The organism is Actinomyces sp. oral taxon 169 (genome assembly GCF_013394715.1).
Taxonomy (GTDB): domain Bacteria; phylum Actinomycetota; class Actinomycetes; order Actinomycetales; family Actinomycetaceae; genus Actinomyces.
In genome coordinates this window covers 1,249,525-1,275,820 of sequence record NZ_CP058259.1, presented here as the reverse complement: position 1 = coordinate 1,275,820, position 26,296 = coordinate 1,249,525, and the positions used below count along the sequence as shown (strand labels likewise).

At 67.6% G+C, this 26,296-nt stretch carries 23 protein-coding genes; 6 read left to right on the top strand and 17 right to left on the bottom strand.

The window, feature by feature from the left end:
- Window positions 1–17: 17 nt before the first annotated feature.
- Window positions 18–1,799 carry a 2-isopropylmalate synthase gene (gene leuA, locus HW274_RS05495; protein WP_185989405.1) on the bottom strand — a complete coding sequence of 594 codons (1,782 nt, stop codon included), beginning with the start codon at window positions 1,797–1,799 and terminating at the stop codon, window positions 18–20.
- Window positions 1,800–2,170: 371 nt separating this feature from the next.
- Here leuA and HW274_RS05490 point away from each other — a divergent pair, with 371 nt between their 5' ends.
- The 3 genes from HW274_RS05490 to HW274_RS05480 are packed head-to-tail and all read left to right on the top strand — an operon-like array spanning window position 2,171 to window position 4,067.
- Entirely contained in the window at window positions 2,171–3,025 is an 855-nt protein-coding gene (locus HW274_RS05490) for an ABC transporter ATP-binding protein (RefSeq protein ID WP_185989404.1), read from the top strand.
- Window positions 3,022–3,840 (top strand): ABC transporter permease, encoded by an 819-nt coding sequence (locus HW274_RS05485; RefSeq protein ID WP_185989403.1) that lies wholly within the window; start codon window positions 3,022–3,024, stop codon window positions 3,838–3,840. The genes HW274_RS05490 and HW274_RS05485 overlap by 4 nt, the downstream gene beginning before the upstream one ends.
- Window positions 3,841–3,842: 2 nt before the next feature.
- Window positions 3,843–4,067 carry a helix-turn-helix transcriptional regulator gene (locus HW274_RS05480; protein ID WP_020991564.1) on the top strand — a complete coding sequence of 75 codons (225 nt, stop codon included), beginning with the start codon at window positions 3,843–3,845 and terminating at the stop codon, window positions 4,065–4,067.
- 7 nt (window positions 4,068–4,074) lie between these two features.
- Here the strand turns inward: HW274_RS05480 and HW274_RS05475 are convergent, their stop codons facing one another.
- From HW274_RS05475 to HW274_RS05450, 6 genes are all read right to left on the bottom strand, one after another.
- The gene (locus tag HW274_RS05475; RefSeq protein ID WP_269502717.1) at window positions 4,075–4,476 is read right to left on the bottom strand and encodes a type II toxin-antitoxin system PemK/MazF family toxin; all 402 of its coding nucleotides are present in this window, start codon (window positions 4,474–4,476) and stop codon (window positions 4,075–4,077) included.
- A 335-nt stretch (window positions 4,477–4,811) separates the two neighbouring features.
- The gene (locus HW274_RS05470) at window positions 4,812–8,384 is read right to left on the bottom strand and encodes a bifunctional proline dehydrogenase/L-glutamate gamma-semialdehyde dehydrogenase (RefSeq protein ID WP_185989402.1); all 3,573 of its coding nucleotides are present in this window, start codon (window positions 8,382–8,384) and stop codon (window positions 4,812–4,814) included.
- Window positions 8,385–8,540: 156 nt separating this feature from the next.
- The gene (gene era / locus HW274_RS05465; protein ID WP_185989401.1) at window positions 8,541–9,821 is read right to left on the bottom strand and encodes a GTPase Era; all 1,281 of its coding nucleotides are present in this window, start codon (window positions 9,819–9,821) and stop codon (window positions 8,541–8,543) included.
- Window positions 9,814–11,100 (bottom strand): hemolysin family protein, encoded by a 1,287-nt coding sequence (locus HW274_RS05460; protein WP_185989400.1) that lies wholly within the window; start codon window positions 11,098–11,100, stop codon window positions 9,814–9,816. Before HW274_RS05460 ends, era begins: the two co-directional genes overlap by 8 nt.
- Window positions 11,101–11,107: 7 nt before the next feature.
- Window positions 11,108–11,566, bottom strand: a complete 459-nt coding sequence (ybeY, locus tag HW274_RS05455) for an rRNA maturation RNase YbeY (RefSeq protein WP_004565094.1) — start codon at window positions 11,564–11,566, stop codon at window positions 11,108–11,110.
- Window positions 11,556–12,773 carry a PhoH family protein gene (locus HW274_RS05450; RefSeq protein ID WP_185989399.1) on the bottom strand — a complete coding sequence of 406 codons (1,218 nt, stop codon included), beginning with the start codon at window positions 12,771–12,773 and terminating at the stop codon, window positions 11,556–11,558. The genes ybeY and HW274_RS05450 overlap by 11 nt, the downstream gene beginning before the upstream one ends.
- Before the next feature lie 306 nt (window positions 12,774–13,079).
- Here HW274_RS05450 and HW274_RS05445 point away from each other — a divergent pair, with 306 nt between their 5' ends.
- Window positions 13,080–14,678 carry a pentapeptide repeat-containing protein gene (locus HW274_RS05445; protein ID WP_185989398.1) on the top strand — a complete coding sequence of 533 codons (1,599 nt, stop codon included), beginning with the start codon at window positions 13,080–13,082 and terminating at the stop codon, window positions 14,676–14,678.
- A gap of 711 nt (window positions 14,679–15,389) precedes the next feature.
- Here HW274_RS05445 and HW274_RS05440 read toward each other — a convergent pair.
- The 7 genes from HW274_RS05440 to HW274_RS05410 form a co-directional block, all read right to left on the bottom strand.
- Window positions 15,390–16,262, bottom strand: coding sequence for an EamA family transporter (locus HW274_RS05440; protein WP_185989397.1), 873 nt, complete (start codon window positions 16,260–16,262; stop codon window positions 15,390–15,392).
- 87 nt (window positions 16,263–16,349) lie between these two features.
- The gene (locus tag HW274_RS05435; protein WP_185989396.1) at window positions 16,350–17,096 is read right to left on the bottom strand and encodes an ABC transporter permease; all 747 of its coding nucleotides are present in this window, start codon (window positions 17,094–17,096) and stop codon (window positions 16,350–16,352) included.
- Window positions 17,096–17,929: an ABC transporter ATP-binding protein gene (locus tag HW274_RS05430; protein ID WP_185989395.1), complete on the bottom strand. Its 834-nt coding sequence runs from the start codon at window positions 17,927–17,929 to the stop codon at window positions 17,096–17,098. The genes HW274_RS05435 and HW274_RS05430 overlap by 1 nt, the downstream gene beginning before the upstream one ends.
- A gap of 54 nt (window positions 17,930–17,983) precedes the next feature.
- Window positions 17,984–18,601: a TetR/AcrR family transcriptional regulator gene (locus tag HW274_RS05425; protein WP_185989394.1), complete on the bottom strand. Its 618-nt coding sequence runs from the start codon at window positions 18,599–18,601 to the stop codon at window positions 17,984–17,986.
- A gap of 147 nt (window positions 18,602–18,748) precedes the next feature.
- Window positions 18,749–19,093 (bottom strand): type II toxin-antitoxin system PemK/MazF family toxin, encoded by a 345-nt coding sequence (locus HW274_RS05420; RefSeq protein ID WP_260679201.1) that lies wholly within the window; start codon window positions 19,091–19,093, stop codon window positions 18,749–18,751.
- The gene (locus tag HW274_RS05415) at window positions 19,084–19,308 is read right to left on the bottom strand and encodes a hypothetical protein (protein WP_260679199.1); all 225 of its coding nucleotides are present in this window, start codon (window positions 19,306–19,308) and stop codon (window positions 19,084–19,086) included. Before HW274_RS05415 ends, HW274_RS05420 begins: the two co-directional genes overlap by 10 nt.
- An 86-nt stretch (window positions 19,309–19,394) precedes the next feature.
- Window positions 19,395–20,207 carry a 16S rRNA (uracil(1498)-N(3))-methyltransferase gene (locus HW274_RS05410; protein ID WP_185989391.1) on the bottom strand — a complete coding sequence of 271 codons (813 nt, stop codon included), beginning with the start codon at window positions 20,205–20,207 and terminating at the stop codon, window positions 19,395–19,397.
- Between the two features lie 60 nt (window positions 20,208–20,267).
- Here HW274_RS05410 and HW274_RS05405 point away from each other — a divergent pair, with 60 nt between their 5' ends.
- Window positions 20,268–21,101 carry a YggS family pyridoxal phosphate-dependent enzyme gene (locus tag HW274_RS05405; protein ID WP_185989390.1) on the top strand — a complete coding sequence of 278 codons (834 nt, stop codon included), beginning with the start codon at window positions 20,268–20,270 and terminating at the stop codon, window positions 21,099–21,101.
- Between the two features lie 39 nt (window positions 21,102–21,140).
- Here the strand turns inward: HW274_RS05405 and dnaJ are convergent, their stop codons facing one another.
- Window positions 21,141–22,265 carry a molecular chaperone DnaJ gene (dnaJ, locus tag HW274_RS05400; RefSeq protein WP_185989389.1) on the bottom strand — a complete coding sequence of 375 codons (1,125 nt, stop codon included), beginning with the start codon at window positions 22,263–22,265 and terminating at the stop codon, window positions 21,141–21,143.
- A gap of 92 nt (window positions 22,266–22,357) precedes the next feature.
- A complete protein-coding gene (gene hrcA, locus HW274_RS05395; protein ID WP_075404073.1) occupies window positions 22,358–23,443 on the bottom strand; it encodes a heat-inducible transcriptional repressor HrcA in 1,086 nt (361 codons plus the stop codon).
- Window positions 23,444–23,615: 172 nt separating this feature from the next.
- On the opposite strand from hrcA, the gene HW274_RS05390 reads away from it, so the two are divergent.
- Window positions 23,616–24,692, top strand: coding sequence for a DUF3097 domain-containing protein (locus tag HW274_RS05390; protein WP_185989388.1), 1,077 nt, complete (start codon window positions 23,616–23,618; stop codon window positions 24,690–24,692).
- Window positions 24,693–24,769: 77 nt separating this feature from the next.
- Here HW274_RS05390 and HW274_RS05385 read toward each other — a convergent pair whose 3' ends face one another.
- Complete coding sequence (locus tag HW274_RS05385) at window positions 24,770–26,191, bottom strand: sodium:proton antiporter (protein ID WP_185989387.1); 1,422 nt, start codon at window positions 26,189–26,191, stop codon at window positions 24,770–24,772.
- Window positions 26,192–26,296: the final 105 nt, after the last annotated feature.

Below are 26,296 nucleotides of genomic sequence, written 5' to 3'. Positions count from 1 at the left end.
CAGTCTCTCACGCCCTCTCAGCGCAGGGCGCGATTGATGGCGGAGATGACGGCCTTGAAGGAGGAGGTGGTGATGGAGGGGTCGATGCCCACGCCCCACAGGACCTGGCCGTCGACCTCGCACTCAACGTAGCTGGCGGCCTTCGCGTCGCGTCCCTCGCTCAGGGCGTGCTCGACGTAGTCGAGGATCCGCACGCTCAGGCCTGTGCTCTCCAGGGCGGTGACGAAGGCGTCGAGGGGCCCGTTGCCGGAGGCGGTCAGGTGCTTCTCCTCCCCGTCGTCGACCAAGGTGACGGTGAGGGTGGAGTCCTCGTCATCGCCGGTGGAGGTCAGGGTGGCCCCACGCAGCTCGAAGCGGCCCCAGCGGCTGAGCTCGGCCTCAGGGGCGGCCGCGGCGGGCAGGTACTCGTCAGCGAAGATCGACCACAGGCGGTCACCGTCGACCTCGCCGCCGTAGGTGTCGGTGTGGCGCTGGACGATGCGGGAGAACTCGATCTGGAGGCGGCGCGGCAGCTCGAGCTTGCGGGTGGTGCCCAGCAGGTAGGCGACCCCGCCCTTGCCGGACTGGGAGTTGACGCGCACGACGGCCTCGTAGGAGCGGCCCACGTCATGAGGGTCGATGGGCAGGTAGGGCATGGCCCAGGGGACGGCGATCTCGGCCTCGGCGTCGGCCAGTCCCTCGGCCTTCTTGGCGCTGACCTGAGAGTTGCGCGCGGCGAAGCCCTTCTTGATGGCGTCCTGGTGGGAGCCGGAGAAGGAGGTGTAGACGAGCTCGCCGGCGTAGGGGGTACGCGGGGGCACGTCCATGCCGGTCGCCCGCTCGACGGTGCGGCGGACCTCGTCGATGTCGGACAGGTCGAGCATGGGGTCCACGCCCTGGCTGAAGAGGTTGAGGGCCAGGGTCACCAGGTCCACGTTGCCGGTGCGCTCGCCGTGGCCGAACAGGCAGCCCTCGACGCGGTCGGCGCCGGCCATGAGGCCGAGCTCGGCAGTGGCCACGCCCGAGCCGCGGTCGTTGTGGTTGTGCAGGGACAGGCACACCGAGTCGCGATGAGACAGGTGGCGGCTCATCCACTCGATCTGGTCGGCGTAGACGTTGGGGGTGGCCCGCTCGACGGTGGAGGGCAGGTTGAGGATGATCTCGCGGTCCTCCTCGGGCTGCCACACGTTCATGACGGCCTCGCAGACCTCGAGGCTGTAGTCGAGCTCGGTGTCGATGAAGAACTCCGGGGAGTACTCGTAGCCGAAGATCGTGTCCTCATCGAGGACCTTCTCGGCGCGGGCCATGATCTGGCGGGTGCCGTCGACGGCGAGCTCGCGAACCTGGTCGCGGTCCATGCGGAAGACGACGTCACGGAAGATGGGCGACAGGGCGTTGTAGAGGTGAACAGTGGCCCGCGGGATGCCGACACAGGCGTCCAGGGTGCGGTCGATGAGGTCGCCACGCGACTGGGTGAGCACCGAGATGGTGACATCCTCGGGGATCGCGCCGTCATCCACCAGAGAGCGCACGAAGTCGAAGTCGGTCTGGGAGGCGGCCGGGAAGCCGATCTCGATCTCCTTGAAGCCCATGCTCACGAGCAGGTCGAAGACGGCGCGCTTGGCCTGGCGCCCCATGGGCTCGATGAGGGACTGGTTGCCGTCGCGCAGGTCAGTGCTCAGCCAGCGGGGGGCCGTGGTGATGCGCTTGTCCGGCCAGGTGCGGTCGGGCAGGTCGATGGTGGCGACGTCGAGGAAGGGCCGGTACTTGGCAAACGGCATACCGGAGGGCTGCTGGGGGGCGGGGCGGGCGTTACGCATCAAGACTCTCCTGGGTGAGGTGCTTCGTGATTCGACGGCGGTTCCCGGAAGACTCATCTGACTCCTGAGGAACGCGGCCGCGAACGTGGCCGAGCAGAACGAGTCAGCCGCGGTCGGGGTGCCGGCCTGTCAGGCCCCGCCGCGGCGACTAAGCAGGAGGCTCACCTGGTGGCCTGGGGTCGCTCGCACGACGTAGACCCTACCCCGATGAGGACCCATCGTCAGGTAAGGGGCGTACGGGACCGCAGTGTGAGACAGAGGATGAAGGACCTACAACCTCGATCCATACCTCACGTCCTAACGCACACCAACACCATGATGTAGCATCTCTACTACATTCAGTTGCGCTTCTACTCAGGAGGGTTTGTGCGATGGCTCCAGTCATCACCACGGAGAACCTCGAGTTCTCCTACGGGGACACCCCGGTGCTGCGTGGCATCGACCTGTCGGTCGAGGCCGGCGAGGTTGTCTGCCTGCTCGGCCCCAACGGCGTGGGCAAGACGACCCTCGTGGAGAACCTGCTGGGCTCTCTGACCCCGACCAGCGGCAGGGTGCGCGTGCTCGACACCGATCCGCGTCGGGCGGGCGCCGACTTCTGGGCGAGGGTCGGGCTGGTGCAGCAGAGCTGGACCGACCACGCCAAGTGGAGGGTGAGGGACCAGCTGGAGTGGATCCGCTCGGTCCAGCTGACGGCGGCGAGGCGGGTGAGCAGCGTCGACGAGGTGCTCGACGCCGTCGGCCTCAGCGAGAAGGCCGACTCCCGGCTGTCGAGGCTCTCCGGCGGGCAGCGACGTACCATTGACTTCGCGGCCGCCCTCATGGCCGCGCCTGAGCTCCTCGTCCTGGACGAGCCGACTACCGGACTGGACCCGGTCTCCAAGGCGCGACTGCACGATCTCATTCTGGCCAGGGTCGACGACGACGCCACCATCGTCATGACCACTCACGACCTGGCCGAGGCCGAGCACCTTGCCTCCCGTGTGCTCATCATGAACGAGGGACGGATCCTCGCCGACGGCACGGTCACGGCGCTGCGCGAGCGCCTCGATCGTGGCGCCGAGATCACCTGGGTCCAGGACGGGACGCACCACGTCCACTCCACCCACTGCCCCGAGCGCTTCGTCAAGGAGCTCGACCTCGACGCCATCTCCGGGCTCACCATCACCCGCCCCACCCTGGAGGAGACCTACCTCTCCCTCGTCAGCAGCAAGGAGCCCCAGTCATGAGCATTCGCACCTTCCTGGCAGTTCTACGTGCGGCCCGTCGCCAGGCGGCCCTGGACCTGCGAGCAGGCGTTGTCGGGTCGGGCATCGCATTGCTGTCCTCCGTGAGCGCCCTCGTGATCGTCAGCAGGAACACCCAAGCGAGTATCGGCCCGATGTTCCTCGCCGGCAGCATTGGCACGATCAGCTGCTTCATCACCTTTCAGATCGCCAGCGAGACCTACGTCGACCGTATCGGTGGTGCCCTGCTGCGAGTGCGCGTCCTGCCTCACGGCCCGCTGACGTGGGCCATCGGTAAGACGATGTCCTCAGTCACTCAGACCCTCGTGTTCCAGGGCGCCATTCTTCTCGGGGGAGCCCTATTCGTTGAGGCGCTGCCCCTGAGTACATCCCAGGTGCTGGCCTGTCTGCCGCTCATGGTGCTGTCAGCCGTTGCGACGGCCCCGCTGGGCTTCCTCGTGGGTGCCTTCGTCCGCGGCGTCTACAGCTTCATGGCCTCCTACCTGCCTATGTTCGCCCTCATCGGAACGAGCGGTTTCTTCATGCCCATGGACCGTTTCCCCTCCAGGCTGCAGGCGGTTCAGCTGGCGCTGCCGACGTACTGGTCGGGGCACTTGACCCGCTGGGCACTGGTGGGGGACCCCTCGTGGGAGGTGGGCCGAGCCTTCTCTCCGGTGCTCGCCATCGGGATCCTGGCGACCTGGACGGTTCTCGGCTTCGCGGGAGCCTCGTTCATCGTGCGGCGCAGCTTCCGCAAGGAGACGATCGGTAGTCTGGCGCGCGTGCAGTCCACCATTCGCTCCCAGACCGGTCTGTGACCATGTCCGACGACGTCGTCCACAACCGGATCGCGGTCCTGCGCGCCGACCGCCGAGTGAGTCGCCGAGAGCTCGCTGAGGCCCTCGGCGTCCACTACCAGACGGTGGGCTACCTCGAGCGCGGGGAGTACGCCCCCTCACTGCACCTGGCCCTGCGCATCGCCCGCTACTTCGACGTGCCCGTGGAGTCGGTCTTCTCCCTGGAGGAGTTCCCCCGCCTGACGTGAGACTCCATCACAAGGAGAGATGCAGGATCAGAGCCTCATTGACCATCTTCATCAGGCCACTGGGTAACCAGCCGACAACCTCGCCGACTCTCTCCACAGCAATCGATCGAACCTGCTCCGCCTGAGCCTTGGAGTCCTTGGGCAAGCCGGTCGCCTCCGAGGGGAGGAAGACCTGAAAGGGAAGAACTCGCGAGGTTGAGCTCGTCAATGGGACCACTGTCACCACACCACGACCAAGGCGCGCGGCCGCCGCATTGGCATGATCGTTACTCACTATGAGCGCAGGTCGACGCTTGTTCGCCTCACTGCCGACAGAAGGATCAAAATCGACAAGGCGGATTTCACCTCGAAGCATCCTCACCTCTATCGATCCCGTCAGCGACCGCACTATCCCAGACGGCTGCATCATCAGAGGCATCCCAGGAGGACCATGCCTCAGCATAAGCATCCTGAAGATCAGCATTTCCGAGCAGGCGGATGGCATTCTGAATACCAGCAGACCTCGACGCCAAACCGTCGCGCTCCACGCATCGGTCCAGCAGAATGAGGTCACTCTCCGACAAGCTCACGCTTAACTTCATACCTGCATGCTACTCGGGTAGCATCATCAGGGGCAAGGGAGCGACGAGGCTCATCAGGAGCTCGGAGGCGTTGCTCGCAATCGGGTGGTGCCCTCCCCGGATAGGGAGGGCACCACCCGATTACTCGGTTCAGCTACGTGTCTTCGCCTGGGCGCAGACCGCCCTACAGGAGGCCCTCGGCCAGGTCCAGCGGGGTGCCGAAGCGGTGGTTGGTGATGGCCACTGCCTGCTCGCGCAGGAAGGGCAGCAGCTCGGAGTGCGGGCAGGCCGTCACGGCCCCCGTGTACAGGGCGATGTCGGGGCTTCCGCCGGTCACCCGGCTGGCGTGGCTCCAGCGGGCCGCGGAGGTCTCCTCACGCGGACCGAGGATGCGCACGCGCGTTCCCAGCCCGCCGGAGGCGGCGAGCTCGGCCAGGCGGGCGTCCCAGGCCCCCTGGTCCTCGACCGCCACCTGGACGCCGGCGGCCTGCAGCGCGTTCTGCAACGGCTGGGGCAGACGGTCGGCCACGGACAGGCTGACGAAGCCACCGGCCCGCACACCGGCAGCCATGACGCGCACGACGTCGGCCAATTCGGTTCCCGCCCCGGCGCGCACGAGCACGTCAGTGGGCCGGTAGCGCAGGACGTTGCGCTCGCAGGCCAGTGCCGTGACATCGCGGTTGACGCCGTAGGCGCTCCTCCAGGCGGAGGCTTCGGCCACCAGGGCGCGGCGCAGCCCGGCCAGGTCGGACTCGTCCAGCTGGCCGCTGACGGCGTCGCACAGGCTCGCCACGCGCGGGTCCAGCGCCGCAGTGCCCTGGTCCGCCAGTCCCTTCACGTCCTGGCCGTCTGCGGGCTCCACATCCCCCAGTCCCAGCAGGTAGGAGGGGCCGCCGGCCTTCGTCGTTGAGCCGATGGCCGAGCGCTTCCAGCCGCCGAAGGGCTGGCGGCGCACGATGGCCCCGGTGATGCCGCGGTTGACGTAGATGTTGCCGGCCTGGATCGAGTCGAGCCAGACGGCCAGCTCGGCCGCGTCGAGGGTCTGGAGCCCGGAGGTGAGCCCGTAGTCGACGGCGTTGACCGCCTCGATGGCCTCCTCGAGCGTGTCGACCCGCATGATGCCGATGACGGGGGCGAAGTACTCGGTGAGGTGGAACTCGCTGCCGGGCACGACCCCGGCACGGATACCCGGGGTCCACAGGCCGTCACCGAGGTAGCGGGGCTTGAGGACCCAGTGCTCACCGACCCCCAGGGTGGTCAGGCCGCGCACGGCCTTCTCGTCGTCGGGCACGACGACGGGCCCCATCTGGGAGTCCAGCGACAGCGGCAGGCGCACCCGCAGGGAGGCGGTGGCGTCCACGAGCTGGCGGGCGATGCGCTCGGACTTGCCGGCCGAGGAGACCAGGACCAGCAGGGAGGAGGCCGAGCACTTCTGGCCGGCGTGGGCGAAGGCCGAGTAGACGGCGTCGCGCACGGCGATGTCGGGGTCGGCCGAGGGGGTGACGATGATGGCGTTCTTGCCGCTGGTCTCCCCCAGCAGGTGCATGTCCGGCTTCCAGGAGCGGAAGAGGCGGGCCGTGTCGTAGGAGCCGGTGAGGACCACGCGGTCGACGTCCTTGTGGGTCACCAGGTGGCGTGAGACCTCTCCGTCCTCCAGCGGGGCGAGCACTACGAGGTCCTCGGGGATCCCGGCGTCGTGGAAGGCGCGCACGAGCTCGGCCGCGCAGCGTCGGGCCGGCGGGGCGGGCTTGAGGATGACGGCGCTGCCGGCCGCCAGGGCCGCGGCCACTCCCCCGGTGGGGATGGCCACCGGGAAGTTCCAGGGCGAGGCGACCACGGTGACGTCCACCGGGGCGAAGCGGGCCCCGACCATGTACTCCGGGTCGTGCAGGAGCAGCGAGGACTCCGCGTAGTGGTGGCAGAAGTCGATGGCCTCACTGACCTCGGGGTCGGACTGGTCGATGGTCTTGCCGGCCTCGGAGCCGGCGACCTCGATGAGCTCGGCGCGCCGGGCGGCCAGGACGTCGCCGACACGGTGCAGGGCGGCGGCACGCTCGGCCGGGTCCAGGGACTGCCAGACGCCTGCGGCCTCGGCCGTTGAGGCCACCAGGGAGTCGACGTCGGCGTTCGTGGCCAGGCGGGCGGCGCCGGCCTCCACCTCGGCCACGCCCCGCGTGGATCCCGGGATGGCGGCAGCGATGTCCCGGGCCCACTGGCGGTTGGCGGCCAGGGCCGGGTCGGAGTCGGCCTCGGAGACGAAGGGCCTCCTGGCGCGCTCGGCCACCGTGCCGGTCTCCTCGGGGATGCCCGCCTCCCGCTCGGCGAGCCGGTTCTGGGTGCGGTTGGGCACCGGCACCGGGGCGTCCGGGTCGAGGTCGGACAGGGCCGCCAGGAAGCGGTCGCGCTCGCGGTCGAAGATCTGCTCGTTGCTGGCCAGGTCGAAGACGCCGGACATGAAGTTCTCCGGCGCCGCGTTCTCCTCCAGGCGGCGCACCAGGTAGGAGATGGCGACGTCGAACTCGTGGGGGTCGACGACGGGCACGTACAGCAGGAGGTGGCCGGTGTCGCGGCGCACGACCTCCTGGATGCCGGTGGCCATGCCGGAGAGCATCTCGAACTCGACGCTGTCCTCAACGCCGCGTGCAGCGCGCAACTCGAAGGCGAAGGCGATGTCGAAGAGGTTCTGGCCCGCCACGCCCAGGCGGATGTTGCGGGTGCGCTCGGGCGTCATCGCCCAGGAGAGCATGCGCTTGTAGTTGGTGTCAGTGGCCTGCTTGGAGGGCCAGGTGGTCAGCTCCCAGCCGTGGATCTCGGCATCGACCTTCTCCATGGACAGGTTGGCGCCCTTGACGATGCGGACCTTGACGCGCGAGCCGCCGGAGGCGACACGCTGGGCGGCCCACTCCTGGAGGCGCTGCATGGCGCCCAGGGAGTCGGGCAGGTAGGCCTGCAGGACGATTCCGGCCTCGTAGCCGCGCATGTCCTCCTGGTCGAGGATCGCGGTGAAGACCGCGATGGTCAGGTCGAGATCCTTGTAGTCCTCCATGTCCAGGTTGAGGAAGGTGCCGTGGTCGCGGGCCAGGCGGTAGAGCGGCAGGAGGGCCTGGACGCCGTGGGCGACGACTTCCTCGAAGCCCCAGGGGTTGTGGGGGCCGGTGACGGCGGAGACCTTGACCGAGACGTAGTCGACGTCCTCGCGGGTGACCAGGCGGGAGACCTCGGCCAGACGGCGGGAGGCCTCCTTCTCCCCCAGGACGGCCTCGCCCAGGAGGTTGACGTTGAGGCGATTGCCGCCCTTGCGCAGGCGAGCGAGGGCGGGCCCGAGTCCCTTGTCGGTGGCGTCGACGACGAGGTCGCCAACGATCTCCCGGAAGACTCGCCGGGCGACCGCGGTGACGGTGCGCGGGGCGAGGCGGGAGGCGGCCGAGCCCAGCCCCATGGCTCCGGCCAGGGAGGGAGGCAGGAAGTCGGTGCGCCCTGCCGACAGGCGCTTGAGGGCGGTGCTGGCGACGTCGAGGTCGGTGGGACGCACGACGTCGTCGACGAAGCGGGTGGTGAAGGTCAGGCCCTCAGGGTCGGAGAGGATGCGGGAAAGGAGCTTGGCTGAGCGCGGTACCGGCTCAGATGCCGACTCGTCAGCCCACCGGCGTGCTCGGGCGACAGCTTTCTCGCCCAGCGCCCACAGGTCGTCGGGGCAGCGACGTCCTGCGTTGCCTGCGTCGGTGCGGGGCGGACTGGGAACGGCGTTGTTCGTCATGCGTTTGGCCTCCAGGTCGATATGACATCGGACCATCCAAGTGTGCGCTACGGCACCCCTTGTGCGCGACTGATTCGAGCCCTGAGTCTGAAGGTGTCGCAAGTTCCCTTGGTCCTAGATGCCGCCCGCACCGCTGCGTTGACTGCGTGGGGCGGCTCAGAAGCCGAGGCGGGCCAGGGCCTTGGGGTCGGACTGCCAGTCCTTGGCGGTGCGCACGTGCAGGTCGAGGTAGACCTTGCGCCCCAGCAGCTGCTCAATGCCCTTACGGGCGGTGACGCCCACCTCCTTGAGGCGCCGTCCGCCCTTGCCGATGATGATGGCCTTCTGGGAGTCGCGTTCGACGACGAGGCTCACGCGCACCTGGAGGCGGCCTCCGGCGCCCTTGATATGGCCGACCTCGCGCTCGTCGTCGGGGTCGGCGATCTCGTCGACGACGACGGCCAGGGAGTGGGGCAGCTCGTCGCGCACGCCCTCCAGGGCGGCCTCGCGCACGAGCTCGGCGATCATGACCTGCTGGGGCTCGTCGGTGATCTCACCGGTGGGGTACAGCGGCGGGGACAGGGGCATGTACTTGAGAAGGACCTCCTCAAGGACGTCGATCTGCTCGTTGCGCTGGGCTGATACCGGGACGATGTCGGCCCACTCCCCCAGCTCGCTGACGGCCAGGAGCTGGACGGCCAGGGCCTCTCGGGTGACGGTGTCAGCCTTGGTGACCACGGCGACCACGGGGGTGCGCAGCTCGGCGAGGTCACGGGTGATGAAGCGGTCGCCGGGGCCGATCTTCTCGTTGGCGGGAATGCAGAAGACGACGACGTCGACGTCGGCGAGGGTCTCGCGCACCAGGTCGTTGAGACGCTTGCCCAGCAGGGTGCGGGGGCGGTGGAGGCCGGGGGTGTCCACCAGGACGATCTGCGCGTTCTCCTTGTGGATGACGCCGCGCACGTTGTGGCGGGTGGTCTGGGGGCGCCCGGAGGTGATGGCGATCTTGGCGCCAACCATGGCGTTGGTGAGGGTGGACTTGCCGGCATTGGGGCGGCCCACGATGCAGGCGAAGCCGGCGCGGAAGTCCTCGGGGAAGTCGGGGACGACGATCTCAACGCGGGCCGAGTCCGCAGAGTCGGCGCTCTCGTCCGCGTCGTCCCCGTCCAGGATCGGGAAGCCGTCCGCGTCCAGCCGGGTGGCGCCGGGGTCATCGGAACCGTCAGCGCCGTCGGAGTCGTCGTCCTCGCCTCCGGGCTCGTCCTCGCCGTCGGAGTCGTCGTCGGGGTCGGTGAGCGGGTTGGGGCCGTCCATGAGCTCGGCGTCGGTGGGGAAGCGGAAGCCGGCCGGGGCGGGTCCGGGCGCGGGCATCTCGAGGGGCTCTGCAAGCAGCTCCTCGGGGGCCTGGGGCTGGTCGTCGTGAGCTTCGGGGGCGGTGTGGTCGGCGGTGTCAGTCATCGGTGTCCTCTTCGGGTACGGGGGTGCGCGAGGCGAGAATAGTGGAGACCTGGCGGCGGCGGCCGGTGGCCTCCTCGGCCTGGAGGTGGACGCCCTGGGTGTCTCCGGCGGCGCCGGGCAGGGGGACGCGGCCGATGGCCTTGGTGAGCAGGCCGCCGACGGTGTCGACGTCGTCGTCGTCGATCTCGAGGTCGAAGAGCTCGCCGAGCTCGTCCAGAGCGAGTCGGGCGGGAACACGGTAGGTGCCGGGGGCGACTTCGACGACCTCGGGCAGCTCGGGGTCGTGCTCGTCGGTGAGCTCGCCGACGACCTCCTCCAGGAGGTCCTCCATGGTGACCAGGCCGGCGGTGCCGCCGTACTCGTCGACGGCCAGGGCCATGTGGAAGCGGCCGGTCTGCATCTCGCGCAGGAGGTCGTCGGCGGGTTTCGTCTCGGGGACGTACTCGGCATCCCGGGCGAATCCGGCCACGGCGAGGGCCTCGTGCTCGGGGTGGGCGGCCAGGCGGCGCAGGACGTCCTTGAGGTAGAGGATGCCGCGCACGTCGTCGGCGTCCTCCCCGATGACGGGGACGCGTGAGTAGCCGGAGCGGATGAACAGGCGCATGGCGGCGGAGGCGGGCTTGTGGGCGTCGATGGTGACCATGTCGGTGCGTGGGACCATGACCTCGCGCACGAGGGTCTGGCCGAGCTCGACGACCGAGCGCATCATCTCGCGGTCCTCGTCCTCGATGGTGTCGGTCTCGCCGATCTCGTCGATCATCTCGCGCAGGTCCTCGTTGACGGCCTCGCGGGTCTCGGCGTCGGTGGGGGCGGACTCGGGGCGGCGGGTGCGGGAGACGAGGCGGCGCTGCGGGGCGGCCAGGACGTCGACCCAGGTGAGCAGGCCACCCAGGGCGAGCAGGGTGGCGGCGGGGTTGCGTCGGCCGTAGGTGCGTGGGGAGAAGCCGACGACGACGCCCAACAGGATGATGTTGGCCAGCAGGGCCAGGGCCAGGACCTGCCACCAGGCGCGCACGAGCCCGGAGGCGGCCAGGGTGATGAGGACGGCGGCGAGCATGTCGACGGCGACACGGGCGACGCTGAGGGCGCCCAGGACCCGGGTGCGGTGCTCGGCCAGGCGGCGGACCCGGGCGGCTCCGCGGCGGCCCTCCTCGACGAGGTCGTCGGCGGCGGCCCGGGTGAAGCGCAGCAGGGCGGACTCGCCGGCTGACAGGAGGGCACCCAGGGCCAGAACGATCACCGCGCAGGCGATGAGCGCGGCGGTGGGGATGCCGGTCACGCGGGGCTCACTTGCCGCGCTCGGCCAGGAAGGTCAGCAGGAGGCGGCGCTGGAGGTCGAACATCTCCTTCTTCTCCTCGGGCTCGGCGTGGTCGTAGCCCAGGAGGTGGAGGATGCCGTGGACGGTGAGCAGGAGCATCTCCTCGACCGCGGAGTGCCCGGCGGCTAGGGCCTGCTTGGCGGCGACCTGCGGGCACAGGACGATGTCGCCCAGGGTCCCGGCGGGGGTGGGCGAGTCGGCTGAGCCGGGGCGCAGCTCGTCCATGGGGAAGCTCATGACGTCGGTGGGGCCGGGCAGGTCGAGCCAGCGCACGTGGAGCTCTTCCATGGGCTCGGGGTCGATGAACATGATGTTGAGCTCGGCGGCGGGGCTGACGTGCATGGCGGTCAGGACGTGGTCGGCGAGGGCCGCGAACTCGGCGGCGTCGATGACGGTGGTGGTCTCGTTGATGACCTCAGTGGTCATGCGGGTTCCTCTCCGAGTAAGGCCGGGCGGGGCGGTTGCTGCTCCCCCGACGGTACTGGCTGTTGCGGCCGCTGCGGCCAGGCGGTCCGGCGGGTCGGGAGGCGGCGTCCTGGGCGGCGACCTCGGCGTCGTGGCGGGCGTAGGCCTCGATGATGCGGCCCACGAGGCGGTGGCGCACGACGTCAGCCGATCCGAGCTCGCAAAAGCTGATGCCGTCGACCCCGGCGAGGATCTTGCGCACCACGATGAGGCCGGACTCGCGTCCGCCGGGCAGGTCGACCTGGGAGATGTCCCCGGTGACGACCATGCGTGAGCCGAAGCCGAGGCGGGTGAGGAACATCTTCATCTGCTCGGGGCTGGTGTTCTGGGCCTCATCGAGGATGACGAAGGCGTCATTGAGGGTGCGGCCGCGCATGTAGGCCAGGGGCGCGACCTCGATGGTGCCGGCGGCCATGAGGCGGGGCAGGGCCTCGGGCTCGAGCATGTCGTGGAGGGCGTCGTAGAGGGGGCGCAGGTAGGGGTCGATCTTGTCGGTGAGGCTGCCGGGCAGGAAGCCGAGGTTCTCGCCGGCCTCGACGGCGGGGCGGGTGAGGATGATGCGCGAGACGCGCTTGCGGGCCAGGGCGTCGACGGCCTTGGCCATGGCCAGGTAGGTCTTGCCGGTGCCGGCGGGGCCGATGCCGAAGGTGATGGTGGATTCCTCGATGGCGTCGGTGTAGGCCTTCTGGCCAAGGGACTTGGGGCGGATGGTGCGGCCGTGGGAGGTGAGGATGTCGTCGGTGAGGACCTCGGTGGGGCGCGTGGAGGTCTCCAACAGGCCGACGGCGCGCTCGACGGCGTCCGCGGTCAGGGGCGTGCCGGTGCGGGCGACGTCGATGAGCTCGGAGAGCAGGACGACGACGGTGTCGACGCGGGCGGCGGGGCCGGAGACGGTGACGGCGGTGCCGCGCACGTGGATGTCGACGTCGGTGAAGCCCTTCTCGATGGCGCGCAGGACCTCGTCCCGGGCGCCCAGGAGGGTCACCGGGGCGACATCCTCAGGCAGGGTGAGGGTGCGCGTGACGTCCGCAGGTTCGGCGGAGGTGGTTTGGGCCGGAGCACCGAGCGACCGGAGGGTCGGCGGCGTGGAGGGTGCCAAGGACGCGCCGGAGACGGCAGGATCCTGACCGGCAGTCGGCTCGGTGGGCGTGGTGTAAGCGTCTGTCATCGTGCACCGATCGTACTGCGTCAACCAGCACGCCAGCATCAAGATATATTGAGAACTCAAACAACATGAGAAGACAGATCACTGTATCATCTCTCAGGAACACCACACCGACTACCCACCAAGCAGGCAGCAAGAAACCTCAACTAAAGGGCATCTATCCCGTAGGCCTAAAACTAGTTTTTCCAGAATCGCAAAATCCAAGCAAGAAATTAGGGTAAAATGAAGTCAATTCTAGATAGGCTTAGAAACATTACCGGTAATCCTGTATTTGTCGAAATGGGGCTAATTTTACTAATCTCGTCACTTATGGCAATACTCGCCGACAAGGTCACAACAAATTTAAGCAACATGAACACTTTCAATATCGGCACAATCATGCTTAACGTTTCCGTAATCATGATTTACTTAGCACTATTGACCGGATTGTCGACCATTAACTGCATTAAAGAAAAGTACCCATTATTTCGCTGGATAGCAACCTGGGTACTTCTAAGTGTCGCTGCATACACATTATTAAGCTGGCTGTGGGGAGGGAATTTTCTCGCCGGATGGAAGAGCGGACAATCCTTAAGTTTCAAGGAACTGCTTTCAAGCACCTTCACCGCAGTCGGCGGGATAGGTGCAGTCGGATACCTCGTTATCAAGTATCGCGAACAAGCCAGTGCCGAACGAGAAGAAGTTCGTCAGAACGAAGGAGAGGCCGACAAACAATTAACTGCCGCCATCAAGCAGTTAGGCTCTAAGTCACCTCAAGTTCGTATTGCGGGAGTCTACGCCCTGGCTGATGTCGCCGACACCTACGGGAGCGAAAAATATAGAGTCGACTACAATAAGCGTGTAGTTGAAATTTTATGCGGTTACTTGAGGACCGAGCGACACATCAAGATCAAGAAAACCACCGACTCCGACATGACAACACATAGTTCAGGCGCCAGCAACTCTACATCGATAAACAACAAAACAGAAATCCCGAAGGAAGAACTTGATAATTCCTTTAAAGAAGGAATAACAACGGCTGCAGAAAAGGAGCTCACTCAGAACCCCACTCTCAACTCAGACGGCCCTACAGAATCGGCAGTTCTTTCCGTATTGCGAGATCACTTAAGATTCTACCCACCAGGTTCCAGCAGCCCCGAAGACTCACGCCCAGGCCCTTGGAGCCGCTATCTCATCAACCTCGACGGAGCAACCATCATGGAACCACTGGACTTCCAATACACACACACGTCTAAACTAAGTTGTAAGGGCACAGTCTTCTATAATGAAGTCAATTTCACCGGTTCGCACTTCCAGGATGCAACCAACTTTGGTGGATGCATTTTTAATTCATATACAAGATTCCAGCTTAGCGCATTTCATTACGATGTAAACTTCGGTCCAGCCGGAGATGGCGTCACTACATTTGTGAGTGACGCCGACTTCCGTGGCGTAAAATTCTCAGGCAAAACCACTTTTCAGCGCACCAAGTTTGCAAGAGTAGTTAGTTTTGCTTCAACAGAAAAAGGGGATAGGTCAGTATTTGTAAAAGTAGCGAACTTCCGTGGGGCAGTTTTCGAAAGTGAAGCCAATTTCCATCAAGCGATTTTCCGAAAGGAGGCCGACTTCTCGCCAGATTACACTGAATATAACACCAGCTTACGGACGCAGGATAGCAATCCAATCAACTATCCAACCAAGCTCGTGCGGGCCATTTTCACAAAGACTTACTTCATAGGCTGCGCCGACTTTGATGAAGCTAAGATGGATGAGCTCACTGATTTTCAAGGAGCCTTATTTAATGAAGATTTAAGAGAGACGTCTGACATGCTTTTCCCTCCAACAATCACGTTGACTAGCGATGGCCTACCGGAAGGAGCGAAATGGACAGAGTTTATCAATGACGAACCCAAGTTAATTGAACAGTAAGACGGGAATCTCGCCAACAATCAGAGTCATCCCGATGAGATACTTCCTACCGAGAATCTCGCGCAAGACGAGAGCAGAGAAGAAGATGTCGACGAGCAGGCTCAGGTATGACTACGCTGGCAAGGCCGTGCCGGCAGGTTCAGTAGTAGCAGAGCCAAGAGGCACAGATGACTACCCCGGAAGCCGGGCCGAAGTCGAACTCACCACGAGGGACAGCACGGAGCTCGTCGAGTCTTCCGATGACGGCTACCATCACCCATGCTGTCACCAGGACCACCCCGATGTGGATTACGGCACCGAGTATGGATTCCTCCTAGTAACGGCAGCCTTATCAAGGATCCCGGTGAGCATGACGAATGAGACTGAACCGATTAGGCAAAGCAGTCGACGTTGTCATCATCTCACTACCGACGCTAGCCAGCATGACCGCCGTTCCTCGGCGTATTCGTCCTCCGCATGAGGAGACGCTCAGACAGGGGTCACCCAGATCGCAGGATACGACGACTCACTAAGTCGGCACCCACATCACTAAGTCACTAAGTCGACTTGTCAAGGCGCCGAGCGAGGCACTAGGAAGCCGAACCGGAGCACTAAGTCACTAAGTCAGGGCACCAAGATGAAGAACTAAGTCACTAAGTCAAGACGCCAAGTGAAGTCCCCCTATTGAGAAGTTCATGCAGAGTCCGATACCGAGACATCAGACGAGGAAAGTCAGACAACCAGCATGGCCAGCGTCCCTCCGACGAGCAGAGTCAGCCCGATGAGATACAGCCTGCTGACGGCCTCGCGCAGGACGAGGGCGGAGAACAGGACGGTGACCAGGACGCTCAGCTTGTCGATGGGGACGACCACGCTGGCCGGGCCGTCCTGGAGCGCTCGGTAGTAACAGAGCCACGAGGCACAGGTAGCTGCCCCCGAGGCCAGGACGAAACCGAGCTCACCACGCGGAACAGTACGAACCTCCCGGAGCTTGCCGGTGACGGCCACCATCACCCAGGCCATCACCAGCACCACCCCGGTGCGGATCGCGGTACCGAGGTTGGACTCCACCCCGGTGATGCCGGCCTTACCAAGGATCGCGGTGAGTGCGGCGAAGAAGGCTGAGCCGAGCGCATAGAGCAGCCAGCCCCCGCCGTCGCGCACGGCCCGGGGCAGGCCGCGCAGGTCATCGGCGTCGAGCATCAACAACGTCCCGACAGCGATCAGAGCCACTCCGAGCGCACCGACGAGGCTCACCCTCTCCCCCAGGAAGATGAGGGCCAGCAGCACGGTCAGCACTGTGCTCAGTTTGTCGATCGGCACCACCTTGCTGACGCTGCCGAGCTGGAGCGCCTTGAAGTAGCACAGCCAGGAGGCCCCGGTCGCCAACCCCGAGAGCACCAGCAGCCCAGTGCTGCGAGCATCGAGGTGGGCCAGCTCGGCCTGCGAGCCGACGACGAACACCATGCCCCAGGCACCCGCCAGCACCACGATAGTGCGCAGCGCCGTCGCCACGGTCGAGTCCGTGGTGCGGATCCCCTCCTTGGCCAGGACGGCGGTGATGCCGGCAAAAAGCGCTGATCCGCAGGCGAAGACCATCCACATAAGGCAACCCTAACCCCACTAGGCACCACCGCACGGCGGGCGCGACAGTCCTCGCCCTCACGCCCGCCGTTGCTGGTCCCTCCCGGTTCAGCGGGTCTTGCGCGGCACGGTGGAGGCCGCCACACCCAGCACCACGAGGCCGAAGCAGACCAGGTAGGCCAGGTATCGGAAGAAATCGTCGGAAGGCTCGCTGGCCATCGTGAGCTCGGTGACGGCGTCGACCGCCCAGCTCATGGGCAGGGCGTCACCGACCACCTCCAGGGCACGCGGCAGCTGGTCACGGCTGACCAGGAGCCCGCACAGGAACAGCTGGGGCGCGATGACCACCGGCATGAACTGGACGGCCTGGAACTCGGTGCGGGCAAAGGCCGAAACCAGCAGTCCCAGGGACACCCCGACGAAGGCGTTCACCAGAGCGGTGAGCACCACCCACCCCCAGGAGGCGGAGATGTCCACATCCAGGCCCCAGGCGGCCACGGAGCACAGGATGAGGGACTGGATGATGGCGGTCAGCGCGAAGGCGGAGGCGTAGCCGAACAAGAGGTCGGCTCGGTAAATCGGGGTGGTCCACAGCCGCTCCAGGGTGCCGCTCACGCGCTCGCGCAGCATGGCGACGCTGGTGACCAGGAACATGACCGTCGTCGGCAGGATCGCCATCATGGAGACGGCGATGTGGTTGAACAGCAGGTTCGCGCCAGGATAGTCGCGGTAGACGAAATACAGCAGGGTCAGCAGCGCCGCCGGCACAATCGCGATGAGGCCGACCGTGCGCCTATCGGCGCGCAGCTGGGTGAGGATGCGGCGGGTGGTGGCCAGGTAGGTGCGCAGGCGCATCAGTGCTGCCCTCCTTTCTGCTCGGGTCGGCTCTCGGAGTCGGCGATGACGGCCAGGAAGGCAGCGTCCACGGTGTCCGCCCCGGTGCTGGCCAGAAGGTCCTTGGCCGTGGTGGTGGCCAGGATGCGTCCCTGGCGCATGAGGAGGACCTGGTCGCAGCGGAAGGCTTCGTCCATGACGTGACTGGAGACCAGGAGGGTGGCGCCGCGCTCGGCCAGGGCGTGGAAGGGGGCCCACAGCTCCTCACGGGTGACCGGGTCCAGGCCGACGGTCGGTTCATCCATGACGAGCAGGTCGGGGTCGGCCACGAGCGCGCAGGCCAGGCTCACGCGCCCGGCCTCGCCGCCGGAGTAGGTGGACACGGGCCGGTCTGCCAGGGAGGTGAGCCCGACGACGTCGAGGACCTCATCCAGCTCGCGGGCCCGGCTGCCAGCCAGGGAGGCGAAGTAGCGCAGGTTCTGGCGGGCGGTCAGGTCTCTATAGACGGCCTGGCCCTGGGTGACGTAGCCGACCCGACCACGCACGGCGGCAGCGCCGGGAGCGTGCCCGAGGACCTCGATCTGTCCGCTGTAGCGCTGGACGCCGACGACGGTGCGTATGAGGGTGGTCTTGCCGCAGCCCGAGGGGCCGAGCAGGCCGGTGATGGTGCCGGGCGCCAGGTTCAGGTCCAGGCCGTGGAGGATCTCCTTGCGCCCACGGGTCACGCGCAGGTCCGTCGCGGTGACGGCCGCCGGCGCCGAGGTGGCTGAGGACGTGATGTCTCGACTGGAGTCGTGCGATTGGTTGCTGGCCCCCGACTCCCGGGGCGCGTCTCCTGCATCGCTTTTCATCATGTGATGAATATAGGTTGACGGCGACCCCCTGTCCAGGGACGGGTTCGGGTGAGCTCAGTCGGGATCGGCGGGGCCGGGCAGGTCGTCGAAGGCGTAGCGCTGGATGGTGGGGCCGACGAGCGCAACTAGCGTCTCGACGTCGAGGCCGGCGATGTGGTCCATGCGGGCGACCCAGCGGGCCAGGCCGAGTCCGATGATCTGGCTGGCGATGAGCTGGGCGCGCAGCTCGGGGCGGTCGGGACAGAAGTGGGTGACAATCGGCGCGAGGATTCCGATGGCGATGAAGTCGCGGAAGGGCTCGACGTCACTGCCCTGGCCGAGTGCGGCATGGATGACCGCCGTGAAGCGGTCCGCCCCAGCCTCGTCCCACAGGCTGATGACGGCGCGCACGATCCCCTCCCCCAGCTGTTCGGGCTCGAGCTCGGTGATGGAGGCCGCCCGGTGCATGAGATTGGCATCGACCCCGGCGGTCGACTCGATGACGGCCTTGGCGAAGAGCGTGGCCCGGTCCGGGAAGTAGTGGTGGACCAGAGCCGGGTCGACGCCGGCATCGCGCGCGATGCCGCGCAGAGAGGTCTGGTAGCCGTCGCGGGCGAAGGCGGTGCGGGCCGCCGCCAGGATGGCTTCGCGCGTGTCCGGGCTCCCCGCCGGCCGCCGCCCCCGCGGGCTCATCGCTCACTCGTCTCGCTCATGGTCAGAGCATGCCCGCAAGCCGCTCAGTTGGGAAGCAGCCGCGCTACGGCTCCCAACCGCCGCGCGACCCTCCGCACGCAGGCAGGTGCCGCCAGCATCATTGTTTCTGCGACCTCTCAGCGCGTGCTATCTGATGTAGTCGACCAGCCATTCGTGCACGTTCCGAAGGACAGCCCTCTCCACGACTCCGATCTTCTTGGTGAGACGCTGACGCGAGATCGTGCGCACCTGTTCGGTCATGGCAAACGATCGCTGCTCCATCCCTGTTCCCGCATTGAGCTCCACGTGATTCGGCCAGCGCCGATCCTTCGTTGTCACGGGAACCACGACGACAAGCGTCGTCACCGTTCGATGGAATCGTTCATTGGACACAATGAGGACCGGACGACGCCCGGATTGCTCTCGCCCGACAGCAGGATCGGGAAGTGCCCACCACACCTCGCCCGGCTCAACCGGGGCTGCTAGCTCCATGCTTCCGACTCCCACTCACGGAGCTCCTTGAGATAGGTCTCGTCCGGCGGGTGAGCCTCCATCGCACGCCGCACCTCGGCGAAGCGCCGCTCACGTGCCGCATCCTCGAGCAGCTCCTTGAGCGCGGCATCCATGGTCACCCCGCGCTCTGACGCCAGGGCCCGCAAGCCGTCCCTTGTGCTGCGCTCCACCTTGATCGTCGTCATGCTGCTCATACTCACAGTATGTACAACAGTCATACTCTTGTGAAGACAAATCACTCCATTTCTTGGTCAGGACTCGAGCAACGCACTTGCGCGTCTCACTCCCACAGGCCGCTGGCGTGGGCGAGGACGGCCAGGGCGACGGGGCCGGCTGAGGCGGTGCGCATGACGTGGGGGCCCAGCCGCACCGTCGTCGCCCCAGCGGCCTCCAGGGCCGCCGTCTCCTCGGGGCTGATACCACCCTCGGGCCCCACGACTACGGCCAGCGCCCGCGGCGTCTCTCCGGGCGCGGGCAGGCGCACTGACTCCATCGCAGTGCTGATCGGGGTGCTGGCCTCCTCGTGCAGGACCAGCACCACTCCCCCGCCGCGAACCGTCTGCCCCACCCAGTCGGCCAGACTGCGGGTGTCCCGCACCTCCTCGACCTCGGGCACGCGGGCCCGCCGGGCCTGCTTGGCGGCCTGGAGGGCGGTGGCCTGCCAGCGCTGGCGTCCCTTGGCCTGCTTGGCGCCCTGCCACACGGACACGCAGCGCTCGGACTGCCAGGGCAGCACCAGCCCCACACCGACCTCGGTGGCGGTCTCCACGGCCTGCTCGTCGCGCCCGCCCTTGGCCAGGGCCTGAACAAGGGTCAGCCGCAGCGGCGGCGTCGGTTCCTCGATCCGATCCAGGACCCGCACGGCCAGACGGTCCTTGGCTCCACCGACGCCGGCCCCGGTCACCTCGCAGACCAGGCGCAGACCAGCGCCGTCAACGAGGTCCACGCGCTCCTGGGCACGCAGGCGCTTGACGGTTACGGCGTGGCGGGCCTCAGGCCCGGTGAGCATGAGGACGGTTCCGGTCCCCGCTGCAGCGGCGGCGTCGGCGGGCTCGATGGTCTCGGGCGTGAAGAGGAAGACGGGTGCGGTCACGGCTCCAGCCTACGGGCCGTACCCAACAGGCGTCCGCCGGCGGTGCTAGCGTCAGTGACCATGACCGACTCTTCAGCAGCCGCCCAGCCCCCTCAGTCGTCTCCGTCCCCCTCGTACACCACCGCCGTCACGGTGGAGGACTTCCGCCGCAACCTGGACGCCGTCCGCGCCCGCATCGACGCCGCCGCGAAGCGCGCCGGCCGCGACACCGCCGAGATCCGCCTGCTGCCGGTGTCCAAGACCGTCCCCGAAGAGCGCCTGCGCACCGCCTTCGCCGCGGGCATCACCCAGATGGGTGAGAACAAGGTCCAGGAGGCCCAGCGCAAGAGCGAGAACCTAGCGGACCTGGGCATCTCCTGGTCGGTCATCGGCCATTTGCAGACGAACAAGGCCAAGAACGTGGCCGCCTTCGCCGACGAGTTCCAGGCCCTGGACTCCCTGCGCCTGGCCGGGGCCCTTGACCGGCGCCTCCAGGCAGCCGGGCGGGGCCTGGACGTCTACGTGCAGGTCAACTCCTCGGGCGAGCCCAGCAAGTTCGGGCTGGAGCCCGACGACGTCGCCGACTTCCTCGCGGCGCTGCCGACCTACTCCTCGCTGCGGGTGCGTGGGCTCATGACCCTGGCCGCTAACACCAGTGACGAGGCACGGGTGCGCGAGTGCTTCAGCGTCATGCGCCGGCTGCGCGACGCCGCCCTCGAAGCGGGCACCGTCGGCGACGGGCTGCTGTCGATGGGGATGAGCGGGGACTTCGAGGCCGCCATCGAGGGCGGCTCCACCTGCGTGCGGGTGGGTCAGGCGATCTTCGGGGCCCGGGCCACCCCCGACTCCTACTACTGGCCCGAGTCATCTGAAGCCAACCAGTCTCAGACCGACCAGCCGCCGACCAACAGCTGAACGCCGCCACGGACCGCGGCCCCAGGCGCGCAGTGACGCTCAGCGCCCGGAGAAGCGCTCCTTGAGCTTGCCCATGACGCCGGAGTCGCGCACGGGCTCGACGTCGTCCTCCCCGCGCAGGCGGGCCAGCTCGGTTAGCAGCTCGCGCTGACGGTCGTCCAGGCGCGTGGGGGTCTCCACGACGATGGACACGTGCAGGTCCCCGCGGCCCTTGCGGCGCAGGCGCCCCACGCCCAGGCCGTCGAGGACGACCTCGTCGCCGGGCTGGCTGCCGGCCTTGACGGTGACGTTCTGCTCGCCGTCGAGGGTCTGCAGCGGGAAGACGGCACCCAGGGCGGCCGCGGTCATGGGAACGCGCAGCTCGGTGTAGAGGTCGTCACCGTCGCGCTCGAGGAACTCGTGCGGCTTCTCGTGGATCTCCAGGTAGAGGTCGCCGTTGGGGCCGCCGGCCGGGCCGGCCTCGCCGCGCCCAGACATGCGGATGCGGGTCCCGGTGGACACCCCGGCGGGGATGGAGACCTCCAGGTCCTGGCGCACACGGGTGCGGCCCTCGCCGGAGCAGTCCTTGCAGGGGGTGACGATGACGGTGCCGTAGCCCTGGCAGCCCGGGCAGGGCGAGGAGGTCATCACCTGCCCCAGCAGGGTGCGGGTCATGCGCTGGACGTTGCCGACCCCGTTGCACTGGGAGCAGGTGACCGGCTCGGTGCCCGGCGCGCAGCACGAGCCGTCGCAGGCGGTGCAGGTGACGTAGGTGTCGATGGGGACCGACCGGGTCGCCCCGAAGGCGACGTCGGAGAGCTCCACGTCCACGGCCACGAGGGCGTCCTGGCCGCGGCGGGCCCGGGAGGCCGGTCCACGGCTGGCCGCTCCCCCGCCGAAGAAGGACTGGAAGATGCCGCCCAGGTCGCCGAAGTCGGCTCCGGCGAAGCCGCCGCCGAATCCGCCTCCGCCCCGCACGGCGTCCTCCCCGCCCAGGTCGTACATCTGGCGCTTGTCGGGGTCGGAGAGGACCTCGTAGGCGGAGGAGACCTCCTTGAACTCGTCCTCGTGGCCGGGGCCGGCTACGTCGGGGTGCAGCTGGCGGGCCTTCTTTCGGTAGGCCTTCTTGATCTCCTCGGGGCTGGCGTCGCGGCTGACGCCGAGGACCTCGTAGTAGTTGCTCACTGCGTTCTTCCTTTACGGCTACGACTTCTGCGGTGGTGGTCTGGGGGCGTGCCCGGCCGGGCCGCTTGGGGGCGGGTCGGGCAGGCCGGTTCTCAGGTCTCCGGTGGGGACAGGAACCGGGACAGGTAGCGGGCCACGGCCCGGACGGCGGTCATGGTGGCCGGGTAGTCCATACGGGTGGGGCCGATGACCCCGAGGTGGGCGACAGCCTCACCGGTTCCCGGCCCGTAGGTGGTGGTGACGACGGAGGCCTCGGCCAGGGCGTCGTCGTTGTTCTCCGATCCGATGCTCACGCGCATTCGGTTCTCGCCAATCGCGGCGCCGTTATCGGCGGTGAACAGGCGAAGCAGCACCACCTGCTCCTCGACGGCGTCCAGGAGGGGACCCAGGGAGGAGAAGTCGGGGGTGGCGCGGGCCAGGTTCGCGGTCCCAGCGACGACGAGCCGCTCCTCCGCGTCGGGGCGCAGGGCGGCGATGAGCTCGTCGGAGACGGCCTCGAGCAGGAAGCGTTCGTCGGCGGGCGCCTGCTCGGCCAAGGTCGCCAGGATCGGGGCGACGTCGGCTGCGCGGCGGCCCGCGAGGGCACCGTTGAGCCGGGTGCGCAGGCGCTCCAGGACGAGGGGGTCGACGACGTCGGCGATGTCGAAGCCCCCGTCATGGCGGGAGCTCAGGGAGCCCCTGGACCTGAGGGTCACGGTGCGCTGGTCGACGCGCCCGGTGTCGGTGATGATGACCAGCAGGACGCGCTCGGGTCCCAGGGCCACGAGCTCGAGGTGCTGGAGGGCCGCGTACCGCAGGCTCGGGTACTCGACGACGGCGAGCTGGCCGGTGAGCTGGGCCAGGGCCCGCACGGTGCGGGCCACGACCTGCTCCAGGTCGACCGCTCCGGACAGGAGCGCAGTGATGGCGGCGCGCTCGGGTGCCGAGAGGGGCTTGATGCGCGCGACCTCGTCGACGAAGAGCCGGTAGCCCTTCTGGGTGGGCACGCGCCCGGCGGAGGTGTGCGGCTGGTGGATGTAGCCCTCGTCCTCCAGGGCCGCCATGTCGTTGCGGATGGTCGCCGGGGACACGCCCAGTCGGTAGCGCTCCACGAGGGCCTTGGACCCCACGGGTTCGCGCGTGCGCACGTAGTCGGTGACGATGGCGGACAGGACCTTGAGGCGTCGGTCGTTGGCCACGGGTCCTCCTCCCCTCATCAGTGCCGAGACGCGATCAGTGCTGGCGTCAGGCGACAGGCCGCCCGCACACCGGTGGGGTGCGGCCAGCGGATTAGCACTCACCCCATGCGAGTGCCATCCTACGCTGTGCTCCGGCGGGTCCACCGCCGGCGGACCGTGAGTTTCCCCTACCGTGCCGAGGGTGAACACGCCCGCCCCGTACCGCTCCCCCGTTCCCGGATCGACTGCCGCCCGCCGCGCCGCCCTGAGGGCTCGCGCCGAGGCGGAGCAGAAGCAGCAGGCGCAGAACGCCCCGGTCGGTTCGCGCTCGCACGGTGGGGCGGCTGCGAGCACACCCGCTGCCCGCAGGCCCTCGTCGAGCGACCGCTACGGCGGGGACGTGCTGTCGGTCAACCCGCACCGCACCGGGCCCGGCGCCATACGCCCGGAGTCGGTGCACGTGCCGGTGACACCGGGACTGGTGGTCGAGGACCGCCAGACCGGCTTCGTCGGGGCCGCGGTGGCGGTGGAGAAGTCGGGCGGTCAGCACGTCGTGGTCCTGGAGGACCGCCACGGTGTGCGCCGCGGCTTCGCCCTGGGGCCGGGGTTCTGGATCGAGGGCCGCTCGGTGATCCTGGACCCGCCCGTGGCGCGCAGGCGCAAGCCCACCGGCGCGGTGAGCGCCGCCGGCAGACGGCTGACGGCCTCGGGCTCCTATGCGGTCGAGGGTGAACGGGCCAAGGTAGCGCGCGCCTCGCGCATCTGGGTGGAGGGCAAGCACGACGCCGAGCTGGTGGAGAAGGTCTGGGGTGACGACCTGCGCCACGAAGGCGTCGTCGTCCTCATACTCGACGGCGTCGACAACCTCGAGGAGGTCATGGCCGACTTCGGCCCGGCCCCCGAGCGGCGGGCCGGTGTCCTCGTGGACCACCTGGTGGCCGGTTCCAAGGAGTCGCGGATCGCTCAGCGGGTGTCCGAGATGCCCGGTGGGGAGAACGTGCTGGTTCTGGGGCACCCGTATGTGGACGTGTGGCAGGCGGTCAAGCCGGCCCGGGTGGGTCTGGAGCGCTGGCCGGACATCCCGCGGGGCACCGACATCAAGCACGGCACCCTGGAGGCCCTGGGGTGGCCGCACGCCGACCAGGCCGATATCGCCCGGGGCTGGCAGCGCATCCTGGCGACGGTGCGCTCCTACAAGGACCTCGAGCCGAGCCTGCTGGGCCGCATGGAGGAGCTCATCGACTTCGTCACCGCCCCGGGCACACGCTGAGCCCCTCCCGCCCGTGGGGCGAAAAAGGGGCTCAGCGCGGCCGAGTCCGGAGACGGGCCGGGTGAGGGAAGGGCGGATCAGCCCTCAGCGGCCTCGGCCTGGTCGGCCAGGGCTAGGCGGCGGGACTGGGACAGCAGGCGGGCGTCGAGCGCCAGCAGCCCCACGGTGAGCACTCCGCCCAGGGCCTTCCACAGGAGGCCCGGGGCGATGAAGAGCAGGACCATGGCGGCGATGATCGGCACCAGGTGCTTCATGGAGCGCCCCACGTAGCCGCCGAAGCTGGGCATCTCGACGCCGTCGGACTCTGCGACGGACTTGACCATGAAGTTCGGGCCGTTGCCGATGTAGGTGATGGCACCGCACAGGACGGCGCCCAGCGAGATGGACACCAGGTAGAGCTCGGGAATCCCGGCCACGTCGGCGCCGCCGGGGTGGGAGACCTTGCCGGCCATCTCGAAGAAGGTCGCGTAGGTGGGGGCGTTGTCCAGGACGGAGGAGAGCCCGCCGGTGAAGATGAAGAAGGTGACCTCGTTGAGCGGCAGCGAGCCGGCGACCTCGTCGAGGTAGTGCAGGGCCGGGATCATGGTGAGGAAGATGCCGATGAACAAGATGGCGACCTCGGCGATGGGGCCCCAGGTGAACTGGTTGTCCTTGAAGCGGACCTCCCGGCTGCCCAGGAAGTAGGAGCCGGCTGCGGAGGCGAGCATGATGAACTCGCGCACGGGGATCCAGTCGCCCAGGGCGGCGTGCCCTTCCTCGATGGCGTGAGCGTCGACGGAGGGGGCGAAGGCGACGGCGGCGATGATGACGGCGAAGAAGACGAAGTTGAGTGAGCCCTTGAGGCCCAGGGGCTCGATCTCGGTGTCGTCGTCGTGCACGGCCTTGGCGGGCTCCTGGGAGTAGTAGTAGGAGTCCAGGGCGTAGTAGCTCACCAGCAGCATGACGTTGACGAAGAGGTACTCGCGCAGGAGGTTGAAGGTCCAGGTGAAGGGCACCCCGCGCAGGAAGCCCAGGAACAGGGGCGGGTCGCCCAGGGGCGTGAGGAGGCCACCGCAGTTGGCCACGATGAAGATCGTGTACAGCACCGTGTGCACCCGGTAGTGGCGTTCCTTGTTGGTGGCCAGCAGGGGCCGGATGAGGAGCATGGCGGCGCCGGTGGTGCCCACGAAGGAGGCAAGGACTCCGCCGATGGCCAGGAAGATCGTGTTGTTGCGGGGCGTGGCCCGGATGTCGCCCTTGAGGAAGATGCCTCCGGAGACGACGAACAGGGCCAGCAGCAGGCAGATGAACTGGACGTACTCCACCACGGCGGCGAAGACGGACGTCCAGCCCAGGGCGAGCCACATCCATGCGGCCACCGGCACCCCCAGCCCCACGGCGACGATCAGCTGGCTGGAGTGCTTCTCCCACCAATGGGCCGTGGCCGGGATCAGCGGTAGGACGGCGATGCAGGCGAGCATGCCCGCGAAGGGCAGGACGGACCACCACTCAAGATGCACGGCATTTTCCTCACAGAATCGGGACTGTTCGCGTCACCATACCGTCCCGGGCATCAGTTTCCTCGGTGAGGGCCTGTGGTCTCTCGTGCTGAGACCGACTTTCCG